Raw genomic sequence first — 24,311 nt, 5'->3', positions numbered from 1 at the left:
GGCCTTTGTGTATTCAAGAGCTGTGAGTGACTTTGGATCAGAAGCCGCCATCAATCGTGGCGTTTTGAGCGCCGTTGTTGATTTGTGTGGCATTAATGACAACGGTGTTGTTGTTGCCGTCGGTTTGTACATTGATCAAGTTACCGATTGCGGTGGCGGCGAACCCCCAGCCTGGAGAGTCAACTTGGGTGCGGTTAAAGTTCGCGTCGCGGCGTGTGCCTGCGGGTGAGTCGATGTCGGTGACGCTGCGCATGCCAAAAGGGGTTTCGAATGAACTGACATTGCCTTCAAAGGTTTGTGCGTGTGCGTTGCCGAGGCCCAGTGCAAGAGTGGCAATACAAAGCTTGAGTAATTTCATTCGATGGTTTCCTTGGTGTTTCCGGATGGGATTTGCGGGGGTGGCTTTGCCCCAAGCGACCTTTGGCTGTAGGTTGTCGCCTGAGGCAAAAAAGTTCAATTAAGGACGTGCGCCGCCAATTGAAATATTGTTGCCAACTGCGGTGGCAGATGCGGTCAGGCGGGTTGGATCCCAACGGTATTCGGCCACAGCCACGTTGTCGCTGACGTTGCACTGAGCCACTGACAATTCGGCCAGGCTTGTGTTGTCTAGATTCAGGCTGAAGTTGTTGCCAATTGAAACGGCTTCAATGAGAACTTCGCCAGTTTTTGATGTGCTGCGCTGGGACAGGTTGACTGACGCCAGTTGATCGCCATAGTTGCTTTGGGACACATGGCGAACAGGCACTTTGGACGATGAACTTAGGGAGATGGCAATGTTGTTGCCCACGGCCTGGGCTGAGCCAGTGATATCGCCGTTGTCGCGCATGACCACGTTTTTCAGATCAACGATTGCGGCATTGGTGCCGGTGTTGCTTTGAATGAAAATGCCGTTGTGGTTCGGGCTTAGGTAATAGCTGCTGTCAAATTCAACATTGGCATCGATTTCAACTTGACAGTCATTGCCTTGACAGGTGGCCTGTGCAACTGAGTGCATGGACAACAATGCAGCCAGAATGGACAAGGATTTAAGGGATTGCTTCAACATGTGGAGTGCTCCAAGAGTATTGATGAGGGCTAAAAAGACAACGTGCTTCGGGCATTTGGGCAACGAGCGCTGTCGCATTAATGAAAATGCTCCCTTTGAGTGACGGGGAGCACTCAAAAGTTCAGATAGTTCTTCGTTCTGGATTCCCGGGATTTTCTGGGGCCAAGGGAGTAAAATGCGTGTTTTCCTTGTCACCAACCGAGCGTTCCGTGAATCAAGTAGACATCAAGCCTGTTGAGTTCGATTTGCCCTCACAGGCCAGCCCCTCCACCAGTTGTAAACCCTCCCAGGCTTGGGCCCGAGTGCCTCAGCAGCCAGGGCCCGATGAAAGGGCCGCCTTGAAATCGGAAATCAGGGATTTGCTGAAGGCCCGTGATGCTGTGTTGGTGGCGCATTATTACGTGGACTCTGAATTGCAAGACCTTGCTGAGGAAACCGGCGGTTGTGTTTCCGATTCCCTTGAAATGGCGCGTTTTGGGCGCGAAAGCAAGCAGCAGAACCTGGTGGTGGCGGGCGTGCGATTCATGGGTGAAACAAGCAAGATTTTGAATCCCGAGAAACGCGTGTTCATGCCAGACCTGGATGCCACATGTTCACTGGACCTGGGGTGCCCCTCGGAGGAGTTCAATGCGTTTTGTGATCAACACCCCGATCGCACCGTGGTGGTGTATGCCAACACAAGTGCTGCCGTGAAGGCGCGCGCAGACTGGATGGTGACTTCCAGCATTGCCTTGGACATTGTGGGCCATTTGCACGCACAGGGGCAAAAGCTGATTTGGGCACCCGATCGGCACTTGGGGCAATACATCCAAAAACAGACTGGTGCCGATATGTTGCTGTGGCAGGGCTCATGCCTGGTACACGACGAGTTCAAGGCCGAAGAACTCAAGATTCTGAAAGCCCAGCACCCGCAGGCCATGGTGTTGGTGCACCCGGAATCGCCAGCCGATGTGGTGGCATTGGCCGATGTGGTGGGTTCGACCACTCAGCTGATCAAGGCCACGCAAACTCCGGGTGTTGACACCTACATTGTGGCCACTGACAACGGCATTTTGCACAAAATGCGCCAGTTTGCACCGGGTAAAACCTTGATTGAGGCGCCTACCGCGGGCAATTCAGCCACTTGCAAAAGCTGCGCCCATTGCCCCTGGATGGCCATGAATGGTTTGAAAAACCTGCGCGATGTGTTGAAGACCGGGTTTGATACTGGCTTGGGCGAGGTGCATGTGGACGCCGCGCTGGGCAAACAGGCTTACCGTTGCATCGACCGAATGCTGGATTTCGCGAAAACACATGGTATTTCCGGGCCGCGTGGCCAGGGTCGCCTGGAACAGGCACACAAGGGAGTGGGTCCAGCATGAGCCGTTCAGAACTGTTTCAATCGTTTGGGCCGGCGCTTGAGCTGGCCTTGCTGAAAAATGTGCATGATGCGATTGCCGAAGACATGGGCAATACAGACTGGACCGGTCTGCTAGTGCCTGAGGGCAAGCGCTGCAAGGCGCAGCTGCTGTGCCGCGACAAGGCGGTGGTGTGTGGACAGGACTGGTTCAACGGGGTGTTCAATGCACTGTGCCCGGATGCTTTGGTGCGTTGGCAAGTGCCTGAGGGGTACGAGGTTCAGCCTGGCACTGTGGTGTGTGAGATTGATGCCCATGCCCGGCCTTTGCTGACGGCTGAGCGTTCAGCGATGAATTATTTGCAGTTACTTTCTGCGGTGGCTACCCGAACACGCCATTTCGTACACCTGATTGAAGGCACTAAAGCATCTATTCTGGATACCCGAAAAACCTTGCCCGGCATGCGTCTGGCGCAGAAGTACGCTGTGCGGGTTGGGGGCGGTTTGAATCAGCGCTTGGCGTTGTACGACGGTATTTTGATCAAGGAAAACCATATTGCAGCCGCGGGAGGAATTGCCCCGGTGCTGGCCAATGCGGATGCCTTGGGTGCGCCACATGTGAGTGTGCAAATTGAAGTTGAAAGTTTGGTTCAACTTGAAGAGGCGCTGCAATCGGGCGCCAAGTCGGTGCTGCTGGATAACTTTGGTCTTGAAGCCATGCGTGTGGCGGTCGAGCTGAACAAGGGCAGGGCCATTCTGGAAGCCTCAGGCGGGGTAAACGAGCACACGGTGCGTGCCATTGCCGAGACCGGTGTTGATCGTATTTCGATCGGGTCGCTTACGAAAGACGTTACAGCGGTGGATTATTCGCTTCGAGTGCTGGACTGAGCGCGTTTGATTAGTCAACCCGACGGCGTTGTCCGATTCCCTTGAAATCACGCATGTTCATTTTTTCTTGGGTCGTTGCAACACCGTGGGGAATGCTTTGGGCAGAGTGCCCGGGTAGTCGGCACTGAAATGCAAACCACGGCTTTCCTTGCGGCTTAGTGCACTGGTCACGATCAAATCGGCCACGTCCACCAGGTTGCGTAATTCGAGCAAATCGCGGCTAACACGGAAGTTGCTGTAGAACTCCAGAATTTCGGCACGAAGCAATTGGATACGGTGCTGAGCGCGTTCCAAGCGTTTGTCGGTTCGCACAATGCCCACGTAGTTCCACATGGTTTGGCGAAGTTCAGCCCAGTTGTGGGAAATTACCACTTCTTCGTCTGGGTCGGTGACCCGGCTTTCGTCCCAATCCGGCAGACCCATGGTTTCGCGGTGGGGTTTGGTCAAAATGTGGTTGGCGGCAGCTTGCCCCAGCACCACGCACTCCAGCAGGCTGTTGCTGGCCAAGCGGTTTGCACCGTGCAGGCCGGTGTAGGCGGTTTCGCCCACGGCATACAGGCCGGGAATGTCGGTGCGGGCATTGTGATCGGTCACCACACCACCGCAGGTGTAATGCGCAGCGGGCACGACTGGAATGCCTTGCTTGGTGATGTCGATGCCCAGTTCAAGGCAACGTTTGTAAATGGTAGGGAAATGTTTTTTCAGTTTCTCTGCCGGTTCATGGCTGATGTCCAGGTACACGCAATCCAGGCCGCGTTTTTTCATTTCAAAGTCGATGGCGCGCGCCACTACATCCCGAGGTGCCAGTTCTGCCCGTTCGTCGTGCTCGGGCATGAAGCGTGTGCCATCGGGCAGTTTCAGCAAACCACCTTCGCCGCGCACTGCTTCGGTGATCAAAAAGCTTTTGGCATAGGGGTGGTACAGGCAGGTGGGGTGGAACTGGATGAATTCCATATTGGAAATTCGGCATCCTGCGCGCCAGGCCATGGCAATGCCGTCGCCCGTGGCTGTGTCGGGGTTGGTGGTGTAGTTGTACACTTTGCCCGCGCCGCCGCAAGCCAGCACAATGTAAGGGCAGGTCAGGGTGAGTACGCGTTGCGATTGTTCATCCAGAATGTAAGCACCCAAAATACCGGCCTTTTTCTCGCTCAGACGGTCGCCGGTGATCAGGTCGATCACCATGTGGTGTTCAAACAATTGAATATTGGGGTGGCTGCGGGCTTTGGCTTCCAGCGTGGTTTGTACAGCATCGCCCGTGGCATCGGCCACGTGCAGAATTCGCCTGCGGCTGTGCCCGCCTTCCCGGGTCAGGTGAAAACCATTGGGCTCGGTATTGCTTGGGCCTTCTTCGTCTTCGCGAGAAAACGGCACACCTTGTTCCACCAACCAGTCGATGGATTTGGATGCGTTTTCCAGAATGAATTGCACTGCATCACGTTCGCAAAGGCCGCCACCCGCTACCAGGGTGTCTTGCACATGTTCGGCCACGCTGTCGGCAGGGTCGCGCACAGCGGCAATGCCACCTTGGGCCCAACGGCTTGCCGAGTCGGAAACCGAGCGTTTGCAAATAATGGCCACTTTGAGCTTGTCGGCCAATTGCAGGGCGGTGGTCAATCCCGCCAAACCACTGCCAATGATGGCGACATCGAACTGTTTCATTTTCACGGTGATGCTTTCAATGTGTGAATTGTCATGCTCACATGATATCGAAGCCGAGGGTGCCCGGGTCAAATACGACCAATTTTGATGTGCTATTTGAGCCGTTTAGAGGTGCTGGACCAGCTGGTCGTGGTTGCCAACCAGGTGTTTCAGTTTGAATTCGTCAAACGGCATGGGTTTGGACAGCCAGAAGCCTTGAACATAGTCGGCCCCCAGCTTTTTAACGAGTTCGTATTCGGACTGGGTTTCCACACCCTCGGTGGTGACCAGCAAGCCCATGATGTGGCCCATTTCGATGGTTGATTCGAGAATGATCTGACCATCCGTGTCCAGGTCTGCGCCCTGTACCAGTGAGCGGTCAATTTTCAATTCGGTGACCGGGAAGCGCTTCAAGTAGGCCAGAGAGGAGTAGCCCGTGCCAAAGTCATCCACCGCGATTTGAAAATGCATGGCAGCCAGTTGATTAAGTATGTCCAACGCTTGCTCTGGGTCTCGCATGGCTGCACTTTCTGTAATTTCCAGCACAATGTGGCGCGAGGCATCCGGTTGCTGGCAGTGTAGGTGCTGCATGAAATCAATCAGGCTGAAATCTTCCAGATCCATTGCGGAAAGATTAACCGACAACCTGATGTTTTGATTCGCACAGAGGTTGATGATGGCGTAGGTTTGCTTGAGCACCAGGCGTGTAATGTCGCGGATCATGCCGGTTTGCTCGGCAAGTTCAATGAAGGCGCCCGGCGCAATCAATCCATGTACAGGGTGGTTCCAGCGCAAGAGCACTTCCGCCTGATTAATACTGTTGGTGCGCAGGTTTAATTTGGGTTGAAAAAACAGGCAGAATTCGTTGTCTGTAATGGCTTTGCGCAGCTGGGCAATCAGTTCAAGCCGATTGGCTGAGCGATGTTCAAGCCGCGCTTCGAAAACAATGCTGGTTTGGCGTGTTTTTTTGGCCAGTTGGCGAGCAATTTCAGCCCGGCGCATCAGCGTTTCGGGGCATTGACCGTGCTCGGGATAGTGCGCAAGGCCAGCATGGCTTTGAATATCCAGTTGATAGTTCTGTACCCGCAGTGAACCATGCAACATGCGTTTCAGGGTGTGTTTTTTCAGCATGCTTTCCAGCAATTCTCGTGGCAAAAGCATGCAGAAAATATTGCCCTCAAGACGCGCAATCACCAGGTTTTCCTGGCAAATGCGACTGGCTTTGCGTGCCACTTTGATCAACACTTTGTCAGCAACATCATGCCCCAGCACTTCATTGATATTGTCCAGGTTGTCGATTCCCCAAATAACAATACTCAATGGTTCGCGGGCGCTTTGCGTACGTTCTCGCAGGGCGAGAGTTAAATATGCCCGGTTGTCCAGCCCGGTCAATTGATCTTTGTAGGCGGTGCGTCGAATCACCTTGTCGCGTTCTTGCAGGCTTTTCGCCATGTGGTTGAAGGTGAACGCCAACTGGTTGATTTCGCCAATGGAACTTTCAGGAAGTCGCCAATCGTAATTTCCCTCGGCCATGAGTTGCGCGCTGGTGGTAATTTCTCCAAGGGGCTGGGTGATGGATTGACTGATCCAGCGACTGCACAAGGTGCTGATGACGAGTACCAAGGCGGTAAGTCCAAGAATGTCTTCAACTTGCATGTTGAGCAGTGAGGCATTTGGAATGTGCGTGGCCCACAGGGTGATTGTTTGATTCGCCGAGTCTTCCAGGGGCAGCATGGTTTGAAGTGCATGCAGGCGAACGCCGTTTTCGCACGTGAATCGGTGAATTTTTGATCCTGATGGGGCTTGGGAAAGTTCACAATCTTTGGGCCAGTGCAATGTGCCTTGTGCACCCTCAATGTTGCCGGAATGGTAATACACCGGCGTCATGGCCATCGCGTGGTTGTGCCCAGAGTGGTCCTTGTGGTCAATGGCTTGGGCTTTGGCGATGAGCAGTTGATCTATGCGTTCGGCATGTTGTGCAGTGAACTGATTATTCAAAATGGCGTAAATGCTAAGTGACAGGGCCAACAGCGCTGTGACGCAAACCAGTAACGTGCGTGAGTTAAGCGAGATGACGGTACTGTTGGCGATCAATGCACGCAGCAGCCCGTTTTTTTGCGATGAAAGCATGCCGTATCGAATTTGCGAGGTTAAGCCTGATTAAAGCAAATTCAGGCGCAGCAAGGCATACCGCAAGAGGGGAGGTCTGTTTGAACCGTGTCAGCGAACACGGTAGAGAAGGTCCCAAACGCCGTGGCCAAGCTTCAATCCTCGATTCTCAAACTTGGTCAGTGGCCGATCATCGGGTCGTGGCGCAAAGGGTGTTGGCATCATGTTTTGCCAGTCGGGCGCCACGCTGAGTACATCATGCATGTGGTGGGCGTAATTTTCCCAGTCCGTGGCACAGTGCAGCACCCCGGCAGGCTTCATCTTTTTCGCCAGCTTGGCCACGAATTCCGGTTGAATCAAGCGGCGCTTGTGGTGGCGGGCCTTGCGCCAAGGGTCGGGAAAATACAGCAACACTTTGTCAAGGCTGGCATCGGGAATCATGTCGCGAAGTACATCGACCACATCATGGGAAATGATTCGAATGTTTTCTATGCCCTCTTCTTCAATCTTATTGATCAGCGAACCCACACCTGCTGTATAAATTTCAACACCCAGGTAGTTCACATGGGGGTGTGCCTTGGCAATTTTTGCCGTGGTTTCGCCCATGCCAAAGCCGATTTCAAGCCAATTGGCTTGGCCTTGTGTGCCCCATTGCTTGTCGAAATCAATGTGGGTTTGCGCACTGTAGGCGATACCCCATTTGGGCATGCCTTCTTCAACTGCTCGTTCCTGGGCGCGTGAAATATGCCCCCGACGCTTCACAAAACTTTTGATATGCTGATCGCGAAACGGATTGTCGGGGGTTTGGTCTGTCATTTTGATCTGGAGGAAATAACGCCTTCCACAGGGGAAGAGGGGCTGGCCGTGTAAAACTTTTTCGGCATTCTACCTGCAAGAAAGGCCTCGCGACCGGCCTGTGTGGCCAAACGCATGGCACGTGCCATTTGCACAGGGTTTTGTGCCTTGGCGATTGCGGTGTTCATCAATACGCCAGCACAGCCCAGTTCCATGGCGATGGCTGCATCGGAGGCTGTGCCCACACCGGCATCCACAATCACGGGTACCTGTGCGTTTTCCAGAATCAGATTGATGTTCCAGGGGTTCAAAATACCCATGCCAGAACCAATGAGTGAGGCCAAAGGCATGATGGCTAAACAGCCAGCATCCTCAAGTTTGCGGGCATAAATTGGGTCGTCAGAGCAATACACCATCACGTCGAAACCATCGGCCACCAGTTCTTTGGCTGCCACCAGGGTTTCTTCCATGTCGGGATACAAGTTGGTGGGGTCGCCTAGCACCTCAAGTTTGCATAGGTTGTGACCGTCCAGCAGTTCGCGGCCAAGCCGCAAGGTGCGCACCGCATCTTTGGCGGTGTAGCACCCAGCTGAGTTGGGTAGGTAAGTGAACTTGCTGGGAGGGATGTAATCGAGCAGGCTGGCTTCTCCGGCGTTCTGGCCAATGTTGGTGCGACGAATGGCTACCGTCACAATTTCTGCGCCGCTTTCAGTAATCGCTTCACGGGTTTCATCCAGGCTGGCGTATTTGCCGGTGCCCACCAGCAAACGGCTGGTGAATTCGCGACTGCCAACTTTCCAGGTGTCGTTGTTCTTCTCGATTGGGGTATTCATGGGGTACTGCTCCTGATTGTTTAACCGCCGCCTACAGCAACCACAATTTCAAGGCTGGCCCCGGCGTTCAGTGGTGTGGTGGCGTGCTGGCTTTTGGGCACAATTTCGCCGTTCAGTTCGACAGCGATGCGCTTGCCGGTCAGTTTGAGGCTTTCCACAAGGTGCGCCACAGTGCTGTTCTCGGGCATTTCACGATTTTCACCGTTGACTGTAACTTGAATCATGGCTTGAGCGAATGAGCTTGTGTAAGTTTGTTACTATCGATTAACGCGATAAATAAACTGCATCAATCTTGCTTCCGAGCATTGATTCTCTCATTATCTGAAAACGAAATAACCGCGCGGCGCACAGAAACCGGAGCCTACATGCACTCAGTAGTTCATTTGTTGAAAAGTACCACCTTCCCTAGCGTGAAGCGCTTGAACCTGGAAACCATTCAGGTCAACCTGGGTTATCTTTGTAATCAAAGCTGTACACACTGCCATGTGAATGCCGGCCCCAACCGCACCGAGCTGATGCAAGACGAGCAAATTGACCAGTTGATTTCCCTGATGAATCAGGGCTGGGTGAAAAAGCTTGATTTGACCGGTGGCGCACCCGAGATGAACCCACGCTTTAAGCGCTTGGTGGTGGCGGCCCGCAAGGCCGGTGTGCATGTGATAGACCGGTGCAATCTGACCATTTTGAGTGAACCGGGCTATGAAGATTTGGCTGAGTTTCTTGCTGATAACGAAGTGGAAATTTTCGCATCCTTGCCTTGCTACCTTGAGGACAATGTGGACAAGCAACGCGGCAAAGGCGTATTCGATGCCAGCATTGCAGGCCTGCAAAAGCTGAATGCCTTGGGCTATGGCGACAAGCTGCGCTTAACACTGGTGTTCAATCCGCAGGGTCCTTCTTTGCCACCCCCGCAAGAAGCGCTGGAAGCCGATTACAAGGCTGTGTTATTCGAGAAATTTGGCATTCGCTTTACCGGTTTGGTGACGATTACCAACATGCCGATTGCCCGTTTTGGCAGCACTTTGATCAGCAAGGGCACGTTCGAGACTTACATGAATACGCTGAAAGGGGCATACCGGGAAAGCAATTTGGCAGCCGTGATGTGTCGCAGTCTGGTGTCGGTTGACTACGAAGGTACGCTGTACGATTGCGACTTCAACCAGCAATTGGGTTGGCCGGTTCGCGATTCACAGGGCAGGGCGCTCACATTGGCTGATTTAACGCAAACCGCGCTGGATTCAATTGATGTGGTAGTGGGCGACCATTGCTACGGCTGTACGGCGGGTCAGGGCAGCAGTTGCGGTGGTGCTTTGGCGGCTTGAATGTTCGGTGAAGCCAGCGCAGTATGCTGGCTTTTTTCCATCAGGCGTTTGGCCAGGCGCAAGGCGCTTTCAGATTCTTGCGATGCAGATTCTGCCACCTGCTCAACCTGACTGAGCAGGTTGGACCAAGCTGTTTGATTCACCGCCATGTATTCGGCCAGTTTGTTCGATTCATACTGACCCGCATTGATTTTCTGGCTGGCCAACACCAATCCTTCAATAGATTCCTTCAAAGCCTGTTGGCTTTGTTCGACCAGTTGCTGCAATTGCCGACTGTTCTCGGGTTCAGTCAGGGTGAGTTCCATTTGCGAGGCATCCAACCTGCCCAGTAGCTGTCGGCTCACTTCTCCAGCCTTTCGCAAGCCTTGTGCAGCACTTCGAATGTCAGATCGCAAACCCTCAAGCTGGGTTTGCATGATCTCCATGTGGCTTTCGGCTTTGGCATTGCGATGTTCGCTGTTCAAGGTTGACTTAACAACTTGGGTGCCTTGGGTGGACAACTGGTGAAATGATTTCGCAAACTGCAACACAGCCCGTCCACTGTTGTTCAGCTCTTCAAGTTGCTGGCCAATTTGCATTAGCGTGCCACGGTGCTCTAGTTGCTGGTTGCTGTTCAGTGCTTTCAGCACACCTTCTAGGGCTGCATGGGCGCCTTCCCGTTTCTGGTCGTTTTCCTGTTGACTGTGCAGGGCGCGACTTAACATCTGCACACGCCGACCCAGGGCAAGCGTTTTTCGGTGGGTAGTCCATTGAATGCCCAAGGCAAGGCCGATTGTAGCCAGCAAGGTGGCCAGGCCAAACAGCAACACCAGATAACCGTTGGTGGCTTGGGCAATGTGTGTTTTGAGTTGGGCAAGCTTGGGCAGTGTATCAAGTCGAAGCTGGGTTTCAAGCTGGCGCTGGGTGTCCAGATCCGAGTTGACACCCGCCACTGGGCGCGAGAGTGCTTCAATGCTTTGAGTCAACAACACTTGCAAGGTTTGGCTGTGCAAGGCACCAAACCACTGTACCCCTTTGTTTTGTTGACTGACTTGTTGCCCCAAACCCAGCAGAGCCTTCAACCCTTGGGGTTGAATGGTCTCGCTGCCGGGGCCATTTAAGGCCAGCAATTCTTGCTGTATGCGGCCTTCCACCAAATTAATTTGGGCTAGCTGCGCATTGCGAATGTTGTCGGATTGGTTTTTGGCGAACAGACCCGCCGCAAATAAAACCAGCGCTGCGATCAACAGACCAACTGAAAACTGCCCCAATTGCCGAACAAACTTGGGCCTGACCGGCGTTGGGGCGTGGTCTTCAAACGCTTTGGCGGGGTCGGCTTGTGGTTCGGTCATTGATCCATGGGTTTTGGTTTTTTTTAGATTTGAGTCATCTCAAAATCTTCTTTGCGGGCGCCGCACTCCGGGCAAACCCAATTGGGCGGAACATCCTCCCATTTTGTGCCGGGGGCAATGCCCTCGTCGGGCACACCCGCTGCTTCATCGTATACCCAACCACAAATCAAACAAATCCAAGTATTCATTCTGAGCTACATCCAGAAAAAAAATTGCAACGGGTGGATAATACTAGGTTGGCAGCCCGCTACCAAGGCTGTTGGTCTTTTTTGGGTTTTGAATGACACTGACTGTACCCTTGGTGCTGACCTTCTCAGCATCAGATCCTACTGCTGGCGCGGGTTTGCAAGCCGACGCACTAACTGTTTCCGCGCTGGGCGCACATCCTTTGACCATTCTTACCGGGCTGACAGCCCAGAACACGGTGGGTGTGGCGCGCTTCGAGGCGTGTACTCGTGACTGGATTGATAATCAATTAAATGCTTTGCTGGATGACGGTATTGCGCCAAGTGCAATCAAAACCGGGGTATTGGGTAGCGAAGGCGCTGTGGCGGCAGTGTTGAGAGTGAAAAGTCTCTGGCCCTCGGTGCCGCTGGTGGTAGACCCTGTGCGGGCTTCTGGCCGGGGCGATGCTTTTGGCGGGCAGGCGCTGTTCGACTGTTACAGAAACCAGCTATTCCCGGTGGTTGATTTGCTCACCCCCAACTGGCCTGAGGCACAGGCATTTACCGGCGCACAAAGTGTGGATGAGGCGGGTGAACGCTTGTTGCAAATGGGTTGCAAGGCTGTGTTGTTGAAAGGCGAACACCTTGATTCGGGCGATGTTGTGAACCGTTTGTATGTGACTGGCAAAAAAGTTGTTGAATTCCCTTGTGAGCGCCTGCCGGGGCAATTTCATGGTTCGGGTTGCACCCTGGCCAGTGCCTGTGCTGTGGGGCTTGGGCAGGGTTTAAGCGTGCAGGAGGCCGTTGAACTGGCCCTTGAGTACACCTGGCAAGCCCTGAGTTGTGGTTTTGCCATCGGCAAGGGCCAGTTGATTCCGGACCGAATGCACCTGATGCAATATTTGGAAGACGATGGCGATGATGGTGATGAAAACCAGATTGAATAATCAATTGAGCAAGCAACTCATCAAGGGCGTCTACGCCATTACACCCGAGCGTTCGGCGGTATGGACTCCTGACGCTATTGTGGATTGTGTGGCTGCCGCCTTGGATGGCGGTGTGCGCTTGTTTCAGTGCAGGCAAAAGAATTGGGATCAAGCCGAGTTGATTGATTTTGCCGGGCAGCTTGATGCCCTGTGCGAGAAGTACGATGCGGCGCTGATTTTGAATGACGTGCCCTCGGTGGAGTTTTCAAAATTCGAGGGGGGCGCCGTGGCTGGCGTGCATTTGGGTAGAACCGATGAGTCCATTGCGCAGGCCCGAAGCAGGCTTGGCAGCGGATGGGTGGTGGGTGCTTCTTGTTACAATCAGTTTGAATTGGCCAAACAAGCCGTGCGCGATGGCGCCAGTTATGTGGCCTTTGGTGCAATGTACCCCAGCAGTACCAAGCCCAATGCTGTGCGCGCTGAGCTTGAATTGTTTGCCCAGGCCGGCAATTTGGGTGTACCCACGGTAGCGATTGGCGGAATTACGATTGAGCGCGTGCCTGAATTGATGAAAGCAGGTGCAAACGCAGTGGCTGTGGTCAATGGTTTGTTTGGAACGGAACCCGATGCTGAGCAGGTTTGCTGTGCGGCGCAGCAGTGGGTGGATGCAGTGAATGGATGCAGTCAAGTTAATTAAGCGGAGTCCTGAGAATGAGTAGTCAAGAAGTGAGCCAGAACGAAGTGCTGTTTGAGCGCGCACAAAAAACAATTCCCGGTGGTGTGAATTCGCCCGTTCGGGCATTTCGTTCTGTGGGCGGTACACCGCGTTTTTTCAAGCGTGCCAACGGTCCCTATGTGTGGGACGCGGATGACAAGCGCTACATCGACTACATTGGTTCGTGGGGCCCAGCCGTGTTGGGCCACGCACACCCTGAAGTGATCAAGGCTGTACAGGAAGCCGCAGTAGGTGGATTGAGCTTTGGTGCGCCTACCGAAGGCGAAATCGTGATGGCAGAAACATTGTGCGAAATGTTGCCTTCACTGGAACAGGTTCGCTTGGTGAGTTCCGGTACCGAAGCGACCATGAGCGCGATTCGTCTTGCCCGGGGCTTCACCGGCCGTGACACCATTGTAAAATTCGAAGGCTGTTACCACGGCCATGCGGATAGCTTGCTGGTGAAAGCGGGTTCCGGTTTGCTAACCTTCGGCAACCCAACTTCGGCCGGTGTGCCCGAGGACTTTGCCAAGCACACCCGTGTGCTGGACTACAACAATGTGGAGCAACTGCACGAATTGTTCAAAGCCAGTGGCAGCAGCATTGCCTGTGTAATCGTAGAGCCTGTTGCCGGCAACATGAACCTCATCAAACCCACCCGCGAGTTTTTGAATACCTTGCGCGAGTTGTGCACCCAGCATGGTGCGGTGTTGATTTTCGATGAAGTGATGACCGGATTCCGTGTGGGTCCCCAGGGCGTGCAGGGCGTGTATGGCATTACCCCTGATTTGACCACCCTTGGGAAAATCATCGGCGGGGGCATGCCCATGGGCGCTTTTGGTGGTCGCAAAGACATTATGGCGTGCATCGCACCCCTTGGCCCGGTGTACCAGGCTGGCACATTGAGTGGCAACCCGGTGGCAGTGGCGGCAGGCTTGACCACGATGTGTTTGTTGAAGCAAGAAGGTTTTTACGAGAAGCTGGAAACCCAAACCCGCAAGTTGGTGGAAGCCTTTAACCAGGTTGCGTATGCTCACGGCGAAACTTTTTGTGCAGACAGCATTGGTGGCATGTTCGGTATTTATTTCAGCGAGAAAGTACCGAGCAGTTTTGCCGAAGTAAGTGCATCAAACCGCGACCGCTTCAACAAGTTTTTCCATGCCATGTTGGATGCAGGCGTGTACCTGGCACCTTCGGCCTACGAGGCTGGGTTTGTGTCTGTAACGCACGACGATGCCGTGATCGAAGCCACCAAGGTGGCGATTGACAAGGCGTTTGCGGCAATTCAGTGAAAAAAAACCGCCCGGGTTTGCACCCAAGGCGGTTTTCCTGGAGGTCGCTAAGCTGTTTCAGCAGACCAGCAAGTACACCATGTACAAGGTCATGAACACTTGGAGCAGGAAAAATGTGGCCCGCAAGAACACCTGAATGAACGAAGTGCCGCTGATGTGCACCACGCTTTGTGCAATACGTGCGTACAGCACAAAAGCGGCAATGCCGTTGATGGCTTCAACTTCTCCCATCAGGCCAGCCATGGCCACAACGCCCGCGAATACAGGAAAGTTTTCCAGGCAGTTCAGGTGCGCCGATTTTGCACGTTGCAAGAACATAGGGTCCGTAGATTCTTTGCCGCGCTCCCAGCTGTCAATGCGTTTTTGGCCCAGCAAGGCCTGGGGCACTCTGGGTAGCGCGTAGAACAATGCCAATATCAAAATCCAGCCTGCATAAAGCAACACGGTGGTGTAAGCGTTCACTGTTTTGTCTCCTTCTTGTAATGGGTTGTGTGATGCAAATTCACCGGTGATTATGGGTGAAGGCACCTGCACTGACCATCATAAGTTCGGACAAAATCAGTCTTCTTTGGTTTTCTTGACCACTGCATACCTTTCCAGCGTTTTCTTTCGCGCCTCATCGTGCTCAACCACGGGCCTGGGGTAGGTTTCACCCAGAATCACCCCAGCCATTTGCAGCTCGAACGGTGGGCATTCGGTGGGGTTATGAATGTATTTGTTGGAAAGTTTGGCCAGTTCCGGGCAGTACTTGCGTATGAACTTGCCGTCAGCGTCGAATTTTTCAGATTGACTGTACGGGTTGAAAATACGGAAGTAGGGCTGTGCGTCGCACCCACTGCTGGCAGCCCATTGCCAGCCACCGTTGTTGGCCGACAGGTCGAAATCGTTCAGGTGTTCGGCAAAGTATTTCTCACCCCAGCGCCAGTCAATACCAAGGTCTTTGGTCAAGAAGCTGGCTGTCACCATTCGCAGGCGGTTGTGTTGAAACCCGGTTTGGTTCAGTTGCCGTTGAGCAGCGTCCACCAAGGGGTAGCCGGTTTTGCCTTCGCACCAAGCTTTGAAAAGCTTTTTTGCTTTTTCATCGTCGTCCCATTGAATTTGGTCGTACTCAGGTTTGAAGGCCTTCTCGGCTGCATCTGGGCGGTGGTAAATAATCTGAAAGTAAAAGTCTCGCCAAATCAGTTCATTTAACCAACCCATGGCGCCTTCGCTGCCATCGAATTTAAACCGGTCATAGGCAGCTTTGGCCAACCTGCGAATGGAGATGGTGCCGAAGCGGTTGTGCACACTCAGGTAGCTCACACCTTTGATCGCCGGGAAGTCGCGCGCCACTTTGTATTTGTCCATGCGGTTGAGAAAGTCCTCAAAGGCGTCGAGCGCGCCTTCCTCGCCGGGCTTGATCATCTCCAGCAAATTGGTGCGTTTGAATCCCATGTCTTCCAGGCTTGGCATTTTCAGTCCGGAATCTTTGGCCAGAGAGGCCATTCTGGATTCGCTGGGGTAGGGCGTTAGATGGAACTCGTCCAGTTTTTTCAGGCAGGCGTTTTTAAACGGCGTGAATACGCTGAAAAACTTGCCTGCTTGAGTCAGTACTTCATCCTCTTCAAAAATGGCCTGGTCTTTGAAGCGGAACAATTCAACACCTTTGCTTTGAAGGGATTTTCCCACTGTGATGTCCCGGTGAATCGCAGCGGGTTCATAGTCTTTGTTGGTGAACACGGCCTGTATGCCCAGTTTCGTCGCCAATTCCGGAATTGCCGTTTCGGCGTGGTCGTGTACCAAGTGCAAATCGCCGCCAAAGCCTTGAAGCTTTGTCTTCAGCGCCATGCAGCTTTCCCAGATAAACTCCACACGGCGATCGGCTTTGTTGGCCAGGGCATCCAGAATGGTTTTGTCAAACACGAACACGCAATGCACTTGCTGGCAATGTTTCAGGGCATAAAAAAGGGCGGCATTGTCATGGGTTCGCAGGTCGCGCCGGAACCACATCAATCCTCTGGTGTACTGGCCCGGTTGGGGTTGGGTCGACAATGGGTGGTTTTCAAGAAGTGAAGCAGGCATGGGAACAACTTAAATTTGGGTTGATCTGTGCGCTTAAAGGCGGGTAGAGGAACGCCTACCCGCTTTTGCACAGTTAAAAGGCATTACAATTTTGGCATGAGCGAGACCGAAATTTCCACACCTACTGAATTTAGCTTGTCCGGTCAGTTGCTGATCGCCATGCCGAACATGCTTGACCCCAGTTTTGCCGGGTCCGTGGTGTATTTGTGTGAACATTCCGGCAAGGGAGCCATGGGTTTGGTGATTAACCGGCCCACCGACTTGGCCATCGAAAGTTTGTTGGAAAAAATCAATGTAGAAGTGGAGGGCTACATGCCAGCCCACTTCCCGGTGATGATGGGTGGCCCAGTTGCTGCCGAACGTGGTTTTGTGTTGCACACCGAGCCTTTGAACTGGAATTCTTCGCTGAAAGTGAACGATGAAATTTCCTTGACCACCTCCCGAGACATTCTTGAAGCCGTGGCCCGTGGCGAAGCGCCAGGCAAATGGTTGATCACCTTGGGTTATGCCGGCTGGGGCGAGGGGCAGCTTGAAGAAGAGCTTGCTCAAAATGCTTGGCTCACCGTGCCCGCCAATCACGAGATATTGTTCGACACGCCCCTGGAAGAACGCTTTGCAAGCGCCTACGCCATGCTGGGTATTGACCCCGCCCTGATGAGCGGTGCTGCGGGGCATGCTTAATCAATGACCAGGCCCGTACAATCGCCCAAACCGACACAGTACCTGGCATTTGATTTCGGTTTGAAGCGAATCGGCGTTGCATTTGGCAACTCCTTGACCAAAACTGCGAGTGGTGTGTCTGTGGTTGAAGCGCAAAATGATGAGCAGCGGTTCAACAAAATTGAAAAGCTGATCAAAGAGTGGCAGCCCGAAGGCCTGGTGGTTGGAGTGCCCCGGCAAGCCGATGGTGCCGACAATGAACTGACCGCGCGTTGTGAGCGTTTTGCCCGTCAATTGGAGGGGCGTTTTTCCCTGCCATGTACCCGGGTTGATGAGCGCTACACCAGTGCAATCATGGAAAGCTGTATGGGAGGCAAGGCCGCCCGCGAGAACAAGGGCCGAGTCGACATGGGCAGTGCCTGCCTGATTCTGGAACAATTTTTTCTGGAGGGACGATGAGCCTGCCAAACCCCGAAGCCCTGTACGCCCGCCTGCGTGATCAAATTGAAAAAGCCTTTCCCGACCGTTCTGAACTGGGACTGATTGGGGTGCACAGCGGAGGCGCCTGGATTGCCGAGCGCCTGCATGCAGATTTGGGTTTTGCCCTGCCATGCGGATTCCTTGACAGCGCATTTTATCGCGACGATTTTTCTGAGCGCGGCCTGAAAGAGGCCCCCAAACCCGCCGAGGTGCCTTTTGATGTACAAGGCCGCACCATATTGTTGGTGGATGATGTGTTGTACACAGGGCGAACCACACGGGCGATTGTGAACCATTTGTTTGACTTTGGCCGACCTGCAAAAATTGAGTTGGCCGTGTTGCTTGATCGTGGTGGCCGTGAATTGCCTATCGATGCGCAGTATGTGGGCAAGCACTTGCCTTTGAAGCCGAATGAAGCGTTTGTATTGACCCAAGATGATCAAGGTGCTTTCCGCCTGGAGCTGGAGGTAAAACCAAATTGAATAACCCTCAACTGAATGCCGCAGGTGAGTTGATTCACCTGCTGAGTATTGAAGGGCTGCCCAAAGCGATGATTCTTCGCATTCTGGACACTGCTGAATCGTTTTTGTCGGTGACCGATCGCGAAGTGAAGCAAGTGCCTTTGTTGCGAGGCAAGTCGGTGTTCAATGTGTTTTTTGAGAACTCTACCCGCACTCGCACCACATTCGAGATTGCAGCCAAGCGCTTGTCGGCCGATGTGGTGAATTTGAACATTGGTTCTTCGTCGACCAGCAAGGGTGAGTCGCTGATCGACACCATCGACAATCTGGCGGCCATGTCGGCCGACATGTTTGTCATGCGCCATTCTGAAAGTGGTGCTCCCACCTTCATGGCCCAGCATTTGAACCGCACCAGCGGTGGCACCATTCATGTGATCAACGCGGGCGACGGGCGGCATGCCCACCCCACACAAGCGCTGCTCGACATGTATACCATTCGCCACTACAAGCAAGACTTCACCAAGCTGCGTGTGGCCATTGTGGGCGATATTTTGCACAGCCGTGTGGCACGTTCCGACATCCATGCGCTGACCACCTTAGGTTGCCCCGAGGTACGTGCAGTGGGCCCAAGCACTTTGTTGCCCAGCCATCTGGATAACATGGGGGTGCGCGTTTACCACGACCTTGTTGAAGGCATCAAGGATTGCGATGTGATCATCATGCTGCGTTTGCAGAAGGAACGCATGACTGGTGCCCTGATTCCGTCGGCTCAAGAATATTTCAAGCACTTTGGGTTGACTGAAGAAAAACTGCGCCACGCCAAACCCGATGCCATCGTGATGCACCCCGGCCCCATGAACCGTGGCGTAGAAATTGATTCGGCTGTGGCCGACGGTCCGCAAAGCGTGATTTTGAATCAGGTGACATTTGGAATTGCCGTGCGCATGGCGGTGATGAGTATTCTGGCGTCGTCCAGCAAAAGTGCTTGACGTGAATTGGCCCATAAAGGAAAAACAATGCGAGTGTTGATTTCTGGCGGACATGTGATAGACCCCAGCATCGGTGCCGATGCAATCATGGATGTGGCTGTGGCTGCTGGTCGCGTGGTGGCGGTGGCCCCCAAGGGCGAAATGCCAGCTGACTTTGCACCCAGCAAAACCATTGACGCCTCTGGCCTTTGGGTGTTGCCCGGCCTGGTGGATTTGTCGGCGCGCTTGCGAGAACCAGGCTATGAATACCGCGCCACCCTTGAAAGTGAAATGGAAGCAGCCATGGCTGGCGGCATTACCTCGCTGGTATGCCCACCCGACACAGAACCCGTGCTGGACGAGCCCGGCTTGATTGAAATGTTGAAGTTCAAGGCACGCCAGTTGAACCTGGCCAAGGTGTACCCGCTGGGCGCCCTGACCACGGGTTTGAATGGCGAAACGCTGACTGAAATGGCCGAACTGACCGAGGCAGGTTGTGTGGGCTTTAGCCAGGCTGAATCGCCCATTCGCGATTTGCGTGTGTTGCTGCAAGCCATGAAGTATGCCCGTAACTTTGGTTTCACCGTGTTTTTGCGGCCCACTGAGCCCAACTTCAGCAAGGGCGGCGTGGCCCATGCCGGTGCTTATGCTTCACGCATCGGTTTGAGCGGCATTCCGGTGATGGCCGAAACCATTGCCCTGCAGGCTTATTTTGAGCTGGTACGCACAACCGGCACGCGCATGCACATTTGCCGCATCAGTTCGGCCAAGGGCATTGAACTGGTTCGGCAAGCCAAAGCCGAAGGTTTGCCCGTGACTTGCGATGTGGCAATTCACCACGTGCACTTAACCGACCTGGACATTGGTTTCTTCGACCCCAACGCCCACCTGATCCCGCCCTTGCGCGAGCAACGCGACCGCGACGCCATTCGTGCCGGTTTGCTGGATGGCACCATTGATGCGATTTGCTCGGACCATACCCCGGTAGACGACGATGCCAAGTTGTTGCCTTTTGCGGAGAGCGAGGCGGGCGCAACCGGGCTGGAATTGCTGCTGACCTTGGCGGTGAAGTGGATGCGTGAGCAGAATGTGCCCCCCGCACGAATTGTTGAATTGTTGTGTGGCAACCCCGCCGACATCATCAAGGTACAAGCAGGCAGTTTGCGCACGGGCATGCCGGCCGACCTGTGCCTGTTCAACCCGGAAGTAGATTGGGTGGTGGGTGAGGCCAGTTTGATCAGCCAGGGCAAGCACACGCCGTTCAATGGTTTTCCCATGCAGGGCAAAGTGCAACTGACCATGGTGAATGGCAACGTGGGCTACAGCAGCCTTGAAAAAAGCAAAATGAAAGTGCTGGTGGCCTAAAGGCCCCCAAGTACAAGGACTTCAAGGCATGCGTAAAGTGTTCATGTTGCTTCGTCTGGTTATTCACCTGCTTTACGGTTTTGTGGTGGCTTTGGTCTTTTGGCCGATATTGGGCAAGGCCCTGAAAGAGGCAATCGAGAAGCGATGGGCCCGCCAATTGCTGGGTATTCTGAATGTGCAGGTGAAGGTGGTGTACGAATCGCCTGAATCGAATTACGCCATTCACAAACCGTGTTTGCTTTACAGCACGCACGTTTCCTGGCTGGATATTTTTGCGTTCAACAGCATTCACCCGGTGACTTTCATCGCCAAATCAGAAATATCCCAATGGCCCATTGGTGGTTTGCTGGCCAAGCGCAGCGGTACGCTTTTTATTGAGCGTGGCAAGCGGCATGCTGTTCGCGATGTGATTCACGCTGCCGTCAAGGTACTGGGTACAGGGCGTTGCGTGGCTGTATTCCCGGAAGGTACAACCGGGCCTGGGGATGCGCCCTTGCATTTTCACAGCAATTTTGTACAACCCGCGATACAAGCCAAGGTGCCTTTGTTGCCTGTCAGCTTGCAGTACTTCACTCCCGATGGCAAGTTTTCTGCGCAGCCTGCATTCATCGGCGAACAAACCTTGTTAGAGAACATTCAGGTATTGTTGAACAGTAAAACCGGGTATGTGGTCCAGCTGTATATTCACGCGCCGATCAATCCAGAGGGGCGCACACGGCATGAACTCAGCGATGAAGCGCATGAAAAAATACGCGCGCTGTGTGGCAATACCAGCGCGGCTGTTTGAATTCAGGCAATGGTAGGCAGGGGTGGCTCGACTGCGTCTACCTGAATAATGGCCTCGTCTTCCAAGCGAAGTGCAGTCAGTTGACCGCCCCACACGCAACCTGTGTCCAGGCAATATCCAGCCTTGTTTTTCAGCTGGCCCAGTGTGGACCAATGCCCGAACAAGATTGGGCCTTCTCCTGAAAATTCTCGCGCGAGTTCAAACCAGGGTTTCAGTTCGGGGGGGGCGTCGGCTGGCTCCAGTTTGTATTTGAGGTCGATTTTGCCGTCGTCGCGCACCATGCGCATGCGGGTAAATACATTCACAATCAAACGCAGGCGGTCGAACCCTTCCAGCGCAGGGTCCCAGCGATTGGGCTTGTTGCCGTACAGCTCGGCCATGAAGGTTTGCCAGTCCGGGCCAGACAACACATGCTGTACTTCTTCGGACAATGCCAAGGCATCTTCAAAACTCCATTCCGGCAACAGGCCTGCATGGGTCAGCAATCCGTTATCCAAGGTATTTTGTGTTGGTGGCAAGCGCAGGGCCAAGGGCTGGCTTCGCAGCCAGTTCACCAATGCTTCGCCATCGGGTGCATTCACCACTTCAGCAATGGTGTCGCTTTCATGGCTGCGGCCACTGTTGCACCACAGGGCCAGCAAGTGCAGGTCATGGTTGCCCAGCACGGTGTGGGCCCGTTCGCCAAGGCTTTGTACGAATCGCAGTGTGTCCAGCGAGCGGGGCCCGCGGTTGACCAGGTCGCCTGCAAACCAAAGCACATCGGCCTGTGGGTTGAACTGAAGTTTGTCCAGCAGTTTCAACAAAGAATCCAGACAACCTTGAACGTCGCCAATCACATAGTTGGCCATAATGAAAACAAACCAAAACGACGAAAGTAGTATTATGCCTTGAGTCCAAGTATTCAACGCATTCAGTAAGACAAGGCCTTAGCGTTTCCTTTTTCCTATTTTGACTATTTCAGGTATTCGACCATGAGCATCTCCTCCTCTATTTTCAAAGCCTATGACATTCGCGGCATCGTGGACGACACCTTGACCGAAGACGCTGCCTATTGCGTGGGCCGTGCCTTGGGGCAGTTGGCATTGAGCCGCGGCAAAAACGAGGCGGTGGTGGGGCGAGATGGGCGTTTGAGTGGTCCACGCCTGTGTGGCGCACTGGCCGATGGTTTTCGGGATGCGGGCGTGAATGTGGTGGATGTGGGCATGGTGGCAACCCCATTGGTTTATTTTGCAACCTTCTTGCTGGGCAACGGCACCGGTGTGCAGGTGACAGGCAGCCACAACCCCCCCCAATACAACGGCCTGAAAATGATGGTGGCTGGTGAAACCTTGTATGGCGATACCATTCAAGGCTTGTTGAAATGGATTCAAACCGAGAAGCCCGTGCGTGGCGTAGTACCTGGCGTACAGCGCGGTGGCTACCGTGAACTGAATGTGTGGCCCGATTACCTGGCCAATATTTTGGGGCACATCAAACTGGCACGTCCCATGAAAATTGCCGTCGATTGTGGCAACGGTGTAGCGGGTGCATTTGCAAAAACACTCTATGAAGCCTTGGGTTGTGAAGTAACAGAGCTGTTCTGTGAGGTGGATGGCAATTTTCCCAATCACCATCCCGACCCTGCACACCCGGAGAACCTGCAAGACCTGATTGCTTGTGTGAAAAACGGCGATGCTGAAATTGGCTTGGCCTTTGACGGCGACGGCGATCGCCTTGGCGTTGTGACCAAAGATGGTGAAATTATTTATCCCGACCGTCAGCTTATTTTGTTTGCCCGCGATGTGATTGCCCGCAACCCCGGTGCCATGGTGATTTATGACGTGAAGTGCACACGCCATGTGGCCAAGGCTGTAAAGGCCGCAGGTGGCGAGCCTTTGATGTGGAAAACAGGCCATTCCCTGATCAAGGCCAAGTTGAAGGAAACCGGTGCTCCACTGGCAGGCGAGATGAGCGGCCATGTGTTTTTCAAGGAACGCTGGTTTGGCTTTGACGATGGTTTGTACGCGGGCGTGCGTTTGCTGGAGATTTTGTCCCGTGGCATTAACCCCAGTGCTGAACTGAATGCTTTGCCCAATTCATCGAGCACACCCGAATTGCAGTTGCAAACTGCTGAAGGTGTGAACTTTGACATTGTGAAGCGCTTGCAGGCCGAGGGTAAGTTTCCAAGTTCGGAATCGGTAAACACCATTGACGGTGTGCGGGCCGAGTATGCCGATGGTTTCGGGCTGGCGCGCCCATCCAACACAACACCTGTCGTGGTGATGCGTTTTGAAGCCGACAGTGATGCTGCGCTGGCTCGTATTCAAGGCGAATTCAAGGCTGCCATTTTGGCGGTGGCTCCCGATGTGAAGTTGCCGTTTTAAATGACCCACGCAACAGATCTAGAGATTATTGATGCCACCCGCCGCTGGGTAGAGCAGGTGGTGGTAGCCTTTAATTTGTGCCCATTTGCCAAGCGCGAGTTGGTGAAAGACCGTGTGCGTTTTGTGGTGAGTAAGGCCAGGGATGAGGCTACGCTGCTGGACGAACTTGCCCACGAGCTGGCCTTGTTGAATGTGGACGAAGCCGTGGAAACAACACTTTTGATTCACCCGCAAGTGCTGCAGGATTTTTACCACTACAACGATTTTCTGGAAGCGGCCGATGAGTTGCTGGTCGATATGAATCTGGAAGGCGTTTACCAGGTGGCCAGTTTTCATCCGGATTACCAGTTTGGCGGTACCGAGCCTGATGATGTTGAAAATTACACCAACCGTTCGCCTTACCCCATGTTGCACCTGCTGCGCGAAGACAGCTTAAGCGAGGCCATCGACAATTATCCCGAGGTGGATTTGATCCCCGAGCGCAACATTGATTGCATGAATGAACAGGGTCTTGAGAAAATGCAGACGCTGTTGAATGCGTGTTTGAAGGGCGCTGGCGGGAAATAAACAACAGGGTGTTAAAAATAAAACAACACCGTGCATGAATTGGGTGTTTTGCTCTAATTGAGCACCTGGATTACAAGCGTTTACCGGAAAGCAAAGCGGCGATTATATTTCGCGGTTTTTGAGGTTTTACTCTAGTCCAAAACCTTGGATGTAACTTTGGAGTTTCGAGGAAAGCCTCGAAAAATGGGCTTGCAGGCAAATTGGA

Annotated in this window: 26 protein-coding genes; 14 read left to right on the top strand and 12 right to left on the bottom strand. The window is 53.6% G+C overall.

All coding sequences use genetic code 11. The features are described from left to right. Positions 1–37: 37 nt before the first annotated feature. Both PY990_RS01750 and PY990_RS01745 read right to left on the bottom strand, forming a co-directional pair. Complete coding sequence (locus PY990_RS01750) at positions 38–358, bottom strand: hypothetical protein (RefSeq protein WP_275270142.1); 321 nt, start codon at positions 356–358, stop codon at positions 38–40. A 99-nt stretch (positions 359–457) separates the two neighbouring features. After that, positions 458–1,045 (bottom strand): hypothetical protein, encoded by a 588-nt coding sequence (locus PY990_RS01745; RefSeq protein WP_275270141.1) that lies wholly within the window; start codon positions 1,043–1,045, stop codon positions 458–460. 209 nt (positions 1,046–1,254) lie between these two features. On the opposite strand from PY990_RS01745, the gene nadA reads away from it, so the two are divergent. After that, positions 1,255–2,406, top strand: coding sequence for a quinolinate synthase NadA (gene nadA / locus PY990_RS01740; protein ID WP_413789478.1), 1,152 nt, complete (start codon positions 1,255–1,257; stop codon positions 2,404–2,406). Further along, positions 2,403–3,269 (top strand): carboxylating nicotinate-nucleotide diphosphorylase, encoded by an 867-nt coding sequence (gene nadC, locus PY990_RS01735; RefSeq protein WP_275270140.1) that lies wholly within the window; start codon positions 2,403–2,405, stop codon positions 3,267–3,269. Before nadA ends, nadC begins: the two co-directional genes overlap by 4 nt. A gap of 57 nt (positions 3,270–3,326) precedes the next feature. Here nadC and nadB read toward each other — a convergent pair whose 3' ends face one another. From nadB to thiS, 5 genes are all read right to left on the bottom strand, one after another. Continuing rightward, on the bottom strand, positions 3,327–4,928 hold the full coding sequence (gene nadB, locus PY990_RS01730; protein WP_275270139.1) for an L-aspartate oxidase: 1,602 nt from the start codon (positions 4,926–4,928) through the stop codon (positions 3,327–3,329). Between the two features lie 105 nt (positions 4,929–5,033). Continuing rightward, the gene (locus PY990_RS01725; RefSeq protein WP_275270138.1) at positions 5,034–7,037 is read right to left on the bottom strand and encodes a bifunctional diguanylate cyclase/phosphodiesterase; all 2,004 of its coding nucleotides are present in this window, start codon (positions 7,035–7,037) and stop codon (positions 5,034–5,036) included. Between the two features lie 90 nt (positions 7,038–7,127). Further along, positions 7,128–7,832 carry a tRNA (guanosine(46)-N7)-methyltransferase TrmB gene (gene trmB, locus PY990_RS01720; protein ID WP_275270137.1) on the bottom strand — a complete coding sequence of 235 codons (705 nt, stop codon included), beginning with the start codon at positions 7,830–7,832 and terminating at the stop codon, positions 7,128–7,130. Beyond that, positions 7,829–8,644: a thiazole synthase gene (locus PY990_RS01715; protein ID WP_275270136.1), complete on the bottom strand. Its 816-nt coding sequence runs from the start codon at positions 8,642–8,644 to the stop codon at positions 7,829–7,831. The genes trmB and PY990_RS01715 overlap by 4 nt, the downstream gene beginning before the upstream one ends. Positions 8,645–8,664: 20 nt before the next feature. Next, positions 8,665–8,865: a sulfur carrier protein ThiS gene (gene thiS / locus PY990_RS01710; RefSeq protein WP_198006816.1), complete on the bottom strand. Its 201-nt coding sequence runs from the start codon at positions 8,863–8,865 to the stop codon at positions 8,665–8,667. A gap of 144 nt (positions 8,866–9,009) precedes the next feature. Here thiS and arsS point away from each other — a divergent pair, with 144 nt between their 5' ends. Beyond that, complete coding sequence (arsS, locus tag PY990_RS01705) at positions 9,010–9,966, top strand: arsenosugar biosynthesis radical SAM (seleno)protein ArsS (protein WP_275270135.1); 957 nt, start codon at positions 9,010–9,012, stop codon at positions 9,964–9,966. On the opposite strand, the gene PY990_RS01700 is transcribed toward arsS, so the two are convergent. Continuing rightward, on the bottom strand, positions 9,930–11,297 hold the full coding sequence (locus tag PY990_RS01700; RefSeq protein WP_275270134.1) for a hypothetical protein: 1,368 nt from the start codon (positions 11,295–11,297) through the stop codon (positions 9,930–9,932). The genes arsS and PY990_RS01700 overlap by 37 nt on opposite strands. A gap of 23 nt (positions 11,298–11,320) precedes the next feature. Beyond that, on the bottom strand, positions 11,321–11,485 hold the full coding sequence (locus PY990_RS01695) for a rubredoxin (RefSeq protein ID WP_008249735.1): 165 nt from the start codon (positions 11,483–11,485) through the stop codon (positions 11,321–11,323). Between the two features lie 92 nt (positions 11,486–11,577). Between PY990_RS01695 and thiD the strand changes: the two genes are divergently transcribed. Genes thiD through hemL form a run of 3 tightly spaced genes read left to right on the top strand, consistent with a single transcriptional unit; the run spans position 11,578 to position 14,394 of the window. After that, complete coding sequence (thiD, locus tag PY990_RS01690; RefSeq protein ID WP_275270133.1) at positions 11,578–12,408, top strand: bifunctional hydroxymethylpyrimidine kinase/phosphomethylpyrimidine kinase; 831 nt, start codon at positions 11,578–11,580, stop codon at positions 12,406–12,408. Beyond that, on the top strand, positions 12,389–13,084 hold the full coding sequence (gene thiE / locus PY990_RS01685) for a thiamine phosphate synthase (RefSeq protein ID WP_275270132.1): 696 nt from the start codon (positions 12,389–12,391) through the stop codon (positions 13,082–13,084). The genes thiD and thiE overlap by 20 nt, the downstream gene beginning before the upstream one ends. A 14-nt stretch (positions 13,085–13,098) precedes the next feature. Further along, positions 13,099–14,394: a glutamate-1-semialdehyde 2,1-aminomutase gene (gene hemL / locus PY990_RS01680; protein ID WP_275270131.1), complete on the top strand. Its 1,296-nt coding sequence runs from the start codon at positions 13,099–13,101 to the stop codon at positions 14,392–14,394. A gap of 57 nt (positions 14,395–14,451) precedes the next feature. Here the strand turns inward: hemL and PY990_RS01675 are convergent, their stop codons facing one another. Beyond that, on the bottom strand, positions 14,452–14,856 hold the full coding sequence (locus tag PY990_RS01675) for an MAPEG family protein (RefSeq protein ID WP_275270130.1): 405 nt from the start codon (positions 14,854–14,856) through the stop codon (positions 14,452–14,454). Positions 14,857–14,952: 96 nt separating this feature from the next. Then, positions 14,953–16,455 carry a cryptochrome/photolyase family protein gene (locus tag PY990_RS01670; protein WP_275270129.1) on the bottom strand — a complete coding sequence of 501 codons (1,503 nt, stop codon included), beginning with the start codon at positions 16,453–16,455 and terminating at the stop codon, positions 14,953–14,955. 96 nt (positions 16,456–16,551) lie between these two features. Between PY990_RS01670 and PY990_RS01665 the strand changes: the two genes are divergently transcribed. From PY990_RS01665 to PY990_RS01640, 6 genes are read left to right on the top strand one after another with little or no spacing between them, the layout of a single operon-like run. Further along, the gene (locus tag PY990_RS01665) at positions 16,552–17,136 is read left to right on the top strand and encodes a YqgE/AlgH family protein (protein ID WP_275270128.1); all 585 of its coding nucleotides are present in this window, start codon (positions 16,552–16,554) and stop codon (positions 17,134–17,136) included. A 3-nt stretch (positions 17,137–17,139) separates the two neighbouring features. Continuing rightward, positions 17,140–17,574 carry a Holliday junction resolvase RuvX gene (ruvX, locus tag PY990_RS01660; RefSeq protein WP_275270127.1) on the top strand — a complete coding sequence of 145 codons (435 nt, stop codon included), beginning with the start codon at positions 17,140–17,142 and terminating at the stop codon, positions 17,572–17,574. After that, positions 17,571–18,077 carry a bifunctional pyr operon transcriptional regulator/uracil phosphoribosyltransferase PyrR gene (gene pyrR, locus PY990_RS01655; RefSeq protein ID WP_275270126.1) on the top strand — a complete coding sequence of 169 codons (507 nt, stop codon included), beginning with the start codon at positions 17,571–17,573 and terminating at the stop codon, positions 18,075–18,077. The genes ruvX and pyrR overlap by 4 nt, the downstream gene beginning before the upstream one ends. Beyond that, positions 18,074–19,045, top strand: coding sequence for an aspartate carbamoyltransferase catalytic subunit (locus PY990_RS01650; protein ID WP_275270125.1), 972 nt, complete (start codon positions 18,074–18,076; stop codon positions 19,043–19,045). The genes pyrR and PY990_RS01650 overlap by 4 nt, the downstream gene beginning before the upstream one ends. A gap of 27 nt (positions 19,046–19,072) precedes the next feature. Continuing rightward, a complete protein-coding gene (locus PY990_RS01645) occupies positions 19,073–20,389 on the top strand; it encodes a dihydroorotase (protein ID WP_275270124.1) in 1,317 nt (438 codons plus the stop codon). A 28-nt stretch (positions 20,390–20,417) separates the two neighbouring features. Continuing rightward, complete coding sequence (locus PY990_RS01640) at positions 20,418–21,176, top strand: lysophospholipid acyltransferase family protein (RefSeq protein WP_275270123.1); 759 nt, start codon at positions 20,418–20,420, stop codon at positions 21,174–21,176. Between the two features lie 2 nt (positions 21,177–21,178). Here PY990_RS01640 and PY990_RS01635 read toward each other — a convergent pair whose 3' ends face one another. Next, positions 21,179–22,024, bottom strand: coding sequence for a symmetrical bis(5'-nucleosyl)-tetraphosphatase (locus PY990_RS01635; RefSeq protein ID WP_275270122.1), 846 nt, complete (start codon positions 22,022–22,024; stop codon positions 21,179–21,181). Between the two features lie 123 nt (positions 22,025–22,147). Between PY990_RS01635 and PY990_RS01630 the strand changes: the two genes are divergently transcribed. Together PY990_RS01630 and PY990_RS01625 are read left to right on the top strand one after the other, a co-directional pair. Continuing rightward, positions 22,148–23,539 (top strand): phosphomannomutase/phosphoglucomutase, encoded by a 1,392-nt coding sequence (locus tag PY990_RS01630; protein ID WP_275270121.1) that lies wholly within the window; start codon positions 22,148–22,150, stop codon positions 23,537–23,539. After that, on the top strand, positions 23,540–24,106 hold the full coding sequence (locus tag PY990_RS01625; RefSeq protein WP_275270120.1) for a DUF1415 domain-containing protein: 567 nt from the start codon (positions 23,540–23,542) through the stop codon (positions 24,104–24,106). Positions 24,107–24,311 lie beyond the last annotated feature (205 nt).

Origin of the sequence: Limnobacter olei, assembly GCF_029087225.1 — a bacterium.
Taxonomy (GTDB): Bacteria; Pseudomonadota; Gammaproteobacteria; order Burkholderiales; family Burkholderiaceae_B; genus Limnobacter; species Limnobacter olei.
This window is presented reverse-complemented; position numbering and strand designations above follow the sequence as displayed.

Excerpts from the sequence above, each read along its gene's own strand:
- PY990_RS01750 (WP_275270142.1), bottom strand. The coding sequence starts at position 358 with ATGAAATTACTCAAGCTTTGTATTGCCACTCTTGCACTGGGCCTCGGC.
- PY990_RS01745 (WP_275270141.1), bottom strand. The coding sequence starts at position 1,045 with ATGTTGAAGCAATCCCTTAAATCCTTGTCCATTCTGGCTGCATTGTTG.
- nadC (WP_275270140.1), top strand. The coding sequence starts at position 2,403 with ATGAGCCGTTCAGAACTGTTTCAATCGTTTGGGCCGGCGCTTGAGCTG.
- nadB (WP_275270139.1), bottom strand. The coding sequence starts at position 4,928 with ATGAAACAGTTCGATGTCGCCATCATTGGCAGTGGTTTGGCGGGATTG.
- PY990_RS01725 (WP_275270138.1), bottom strand. The coding sequence starts at position 7,037 with ATGCTTTCATCGCAAAAAAACGGGCTGCTGCGTGCATTGATCGCCAAC.
- trmB (WP_275270137.1), bottom strand. The coding sequence starts at position 7,832 with ATGACAGACCAAACCCCCGACAATCCGTTTCGCGATCAGCATATCAAA.
- PY990_RS01715 (WP_275270136.1), bottom strand. The coding sequence starts at position 8,644 with ATGAATACCCCAATCGAGAAGAACAACGACACCTGGAAAGTTGGCAGT.
- arsS (WP_275270135.1), top strand. The coding sequence starts at position 9,010 with ATGCACTCAGTAGTTCATTTGTTGAAAAGTACCACCTTCCCTAGCGTG.
- PY990_RS01700 (WP_275270134.1), bottom strand. The coding sequence starts at position 11,297 with ATGACCGAACCACAAGCCGACCCCGCCAAAGCGTTTGAAGACCACGCC.
- PY990_RS01695 (WP_008249735.1), bottom strand. The coding sequence starts at position 11,485 with ATGAATACTTGGATTTGTTTGATTTGTGGTTGGGTATACGATGAAGCA.
- thiD (WP_275270133.1), top strand. The coding sequence starts at position 11,578 with ATGACACTGACTGTACCCTTGGTGCTGACCTTCTCAGCATCAGATCCT.
- thiE (WP_275270132.1), top strand. The coding sequence starts at position 12,389 with ATGAAAACCAGATTGAATAATCAATTGAGCAAGCAACTCATCAAGGGC.
- hemL (WP_275270131.1), top strand. The coding sequence starts at position 13,099 with ATGAGTAGTCAAGAAGTGAGCCAGAACGAAGTGCTGTTTGAGCGCGCA.
- PY990_RS01670 (WP_275270129.1), bottom strand. The coding sequence starts at position 16,455 with ATGCCTGCTTCACTTCTTGAAAACCACCCATTGTCGACCCAACCCCAA.
- PY990_RS01665 (WP_275270128.1), top strand. The coding sequence starts at position 16,552 with ATGAGCGAGACCGAAATTTCCACACCTACTGAATTTAGCTTGTCCGGT.
- ruvX (WP_275270127.1), top strand. The coding sequence starts at position 17,140 with ATGACCAGGCCCGTACAATCGCCCAAACCGACACAGTACCTGGCATTT.
- pyrR (WP_275270126.1), top strand. The coding sequence starts at position 17,571 with ATGAGCCTGCCAAACCCCGAAGCCCTGTACGCCCGCCTGCGTGATCAA.
- PY990_RS01645 (WP_275270124.1), top strand. The coding sequence starts at position 19,073 with ATGCGAGTGTTGATTTCTGGCGGACATGTGATAGACCCCAGCATCGGT.
- PY990_RS01640 (WP_275270123.1), top strand. The coding sequence starts at position 20,418 with ATGCGTAAAGTGTTCATGTTGCTTCGTCTGGTTATTCACCTGCTTTAC.
- PY990_RS01635 (WP_275270122.1), bottom strand. The coding sequence starts at position 22,024 with ATGGCCAACTATGTGATTGGCGACGTTCAAGGTTGTCTGGATTCTTTG.
- PY990_RS01630 (WP_275270121.1), top strand. The coding sequence starts at position 22,148 with ATGAGCATCTCCTCCTCTATTTTCAAAGCCTATGACATTCGCGGCATC.
- PY990_RS01625 (WP_275270120.1), top strand. The coding sequence starts at position 23,540 with ATGACCCACGCAACAGATCTAGAGATTATTGATGCCACCCGCCGCTGG.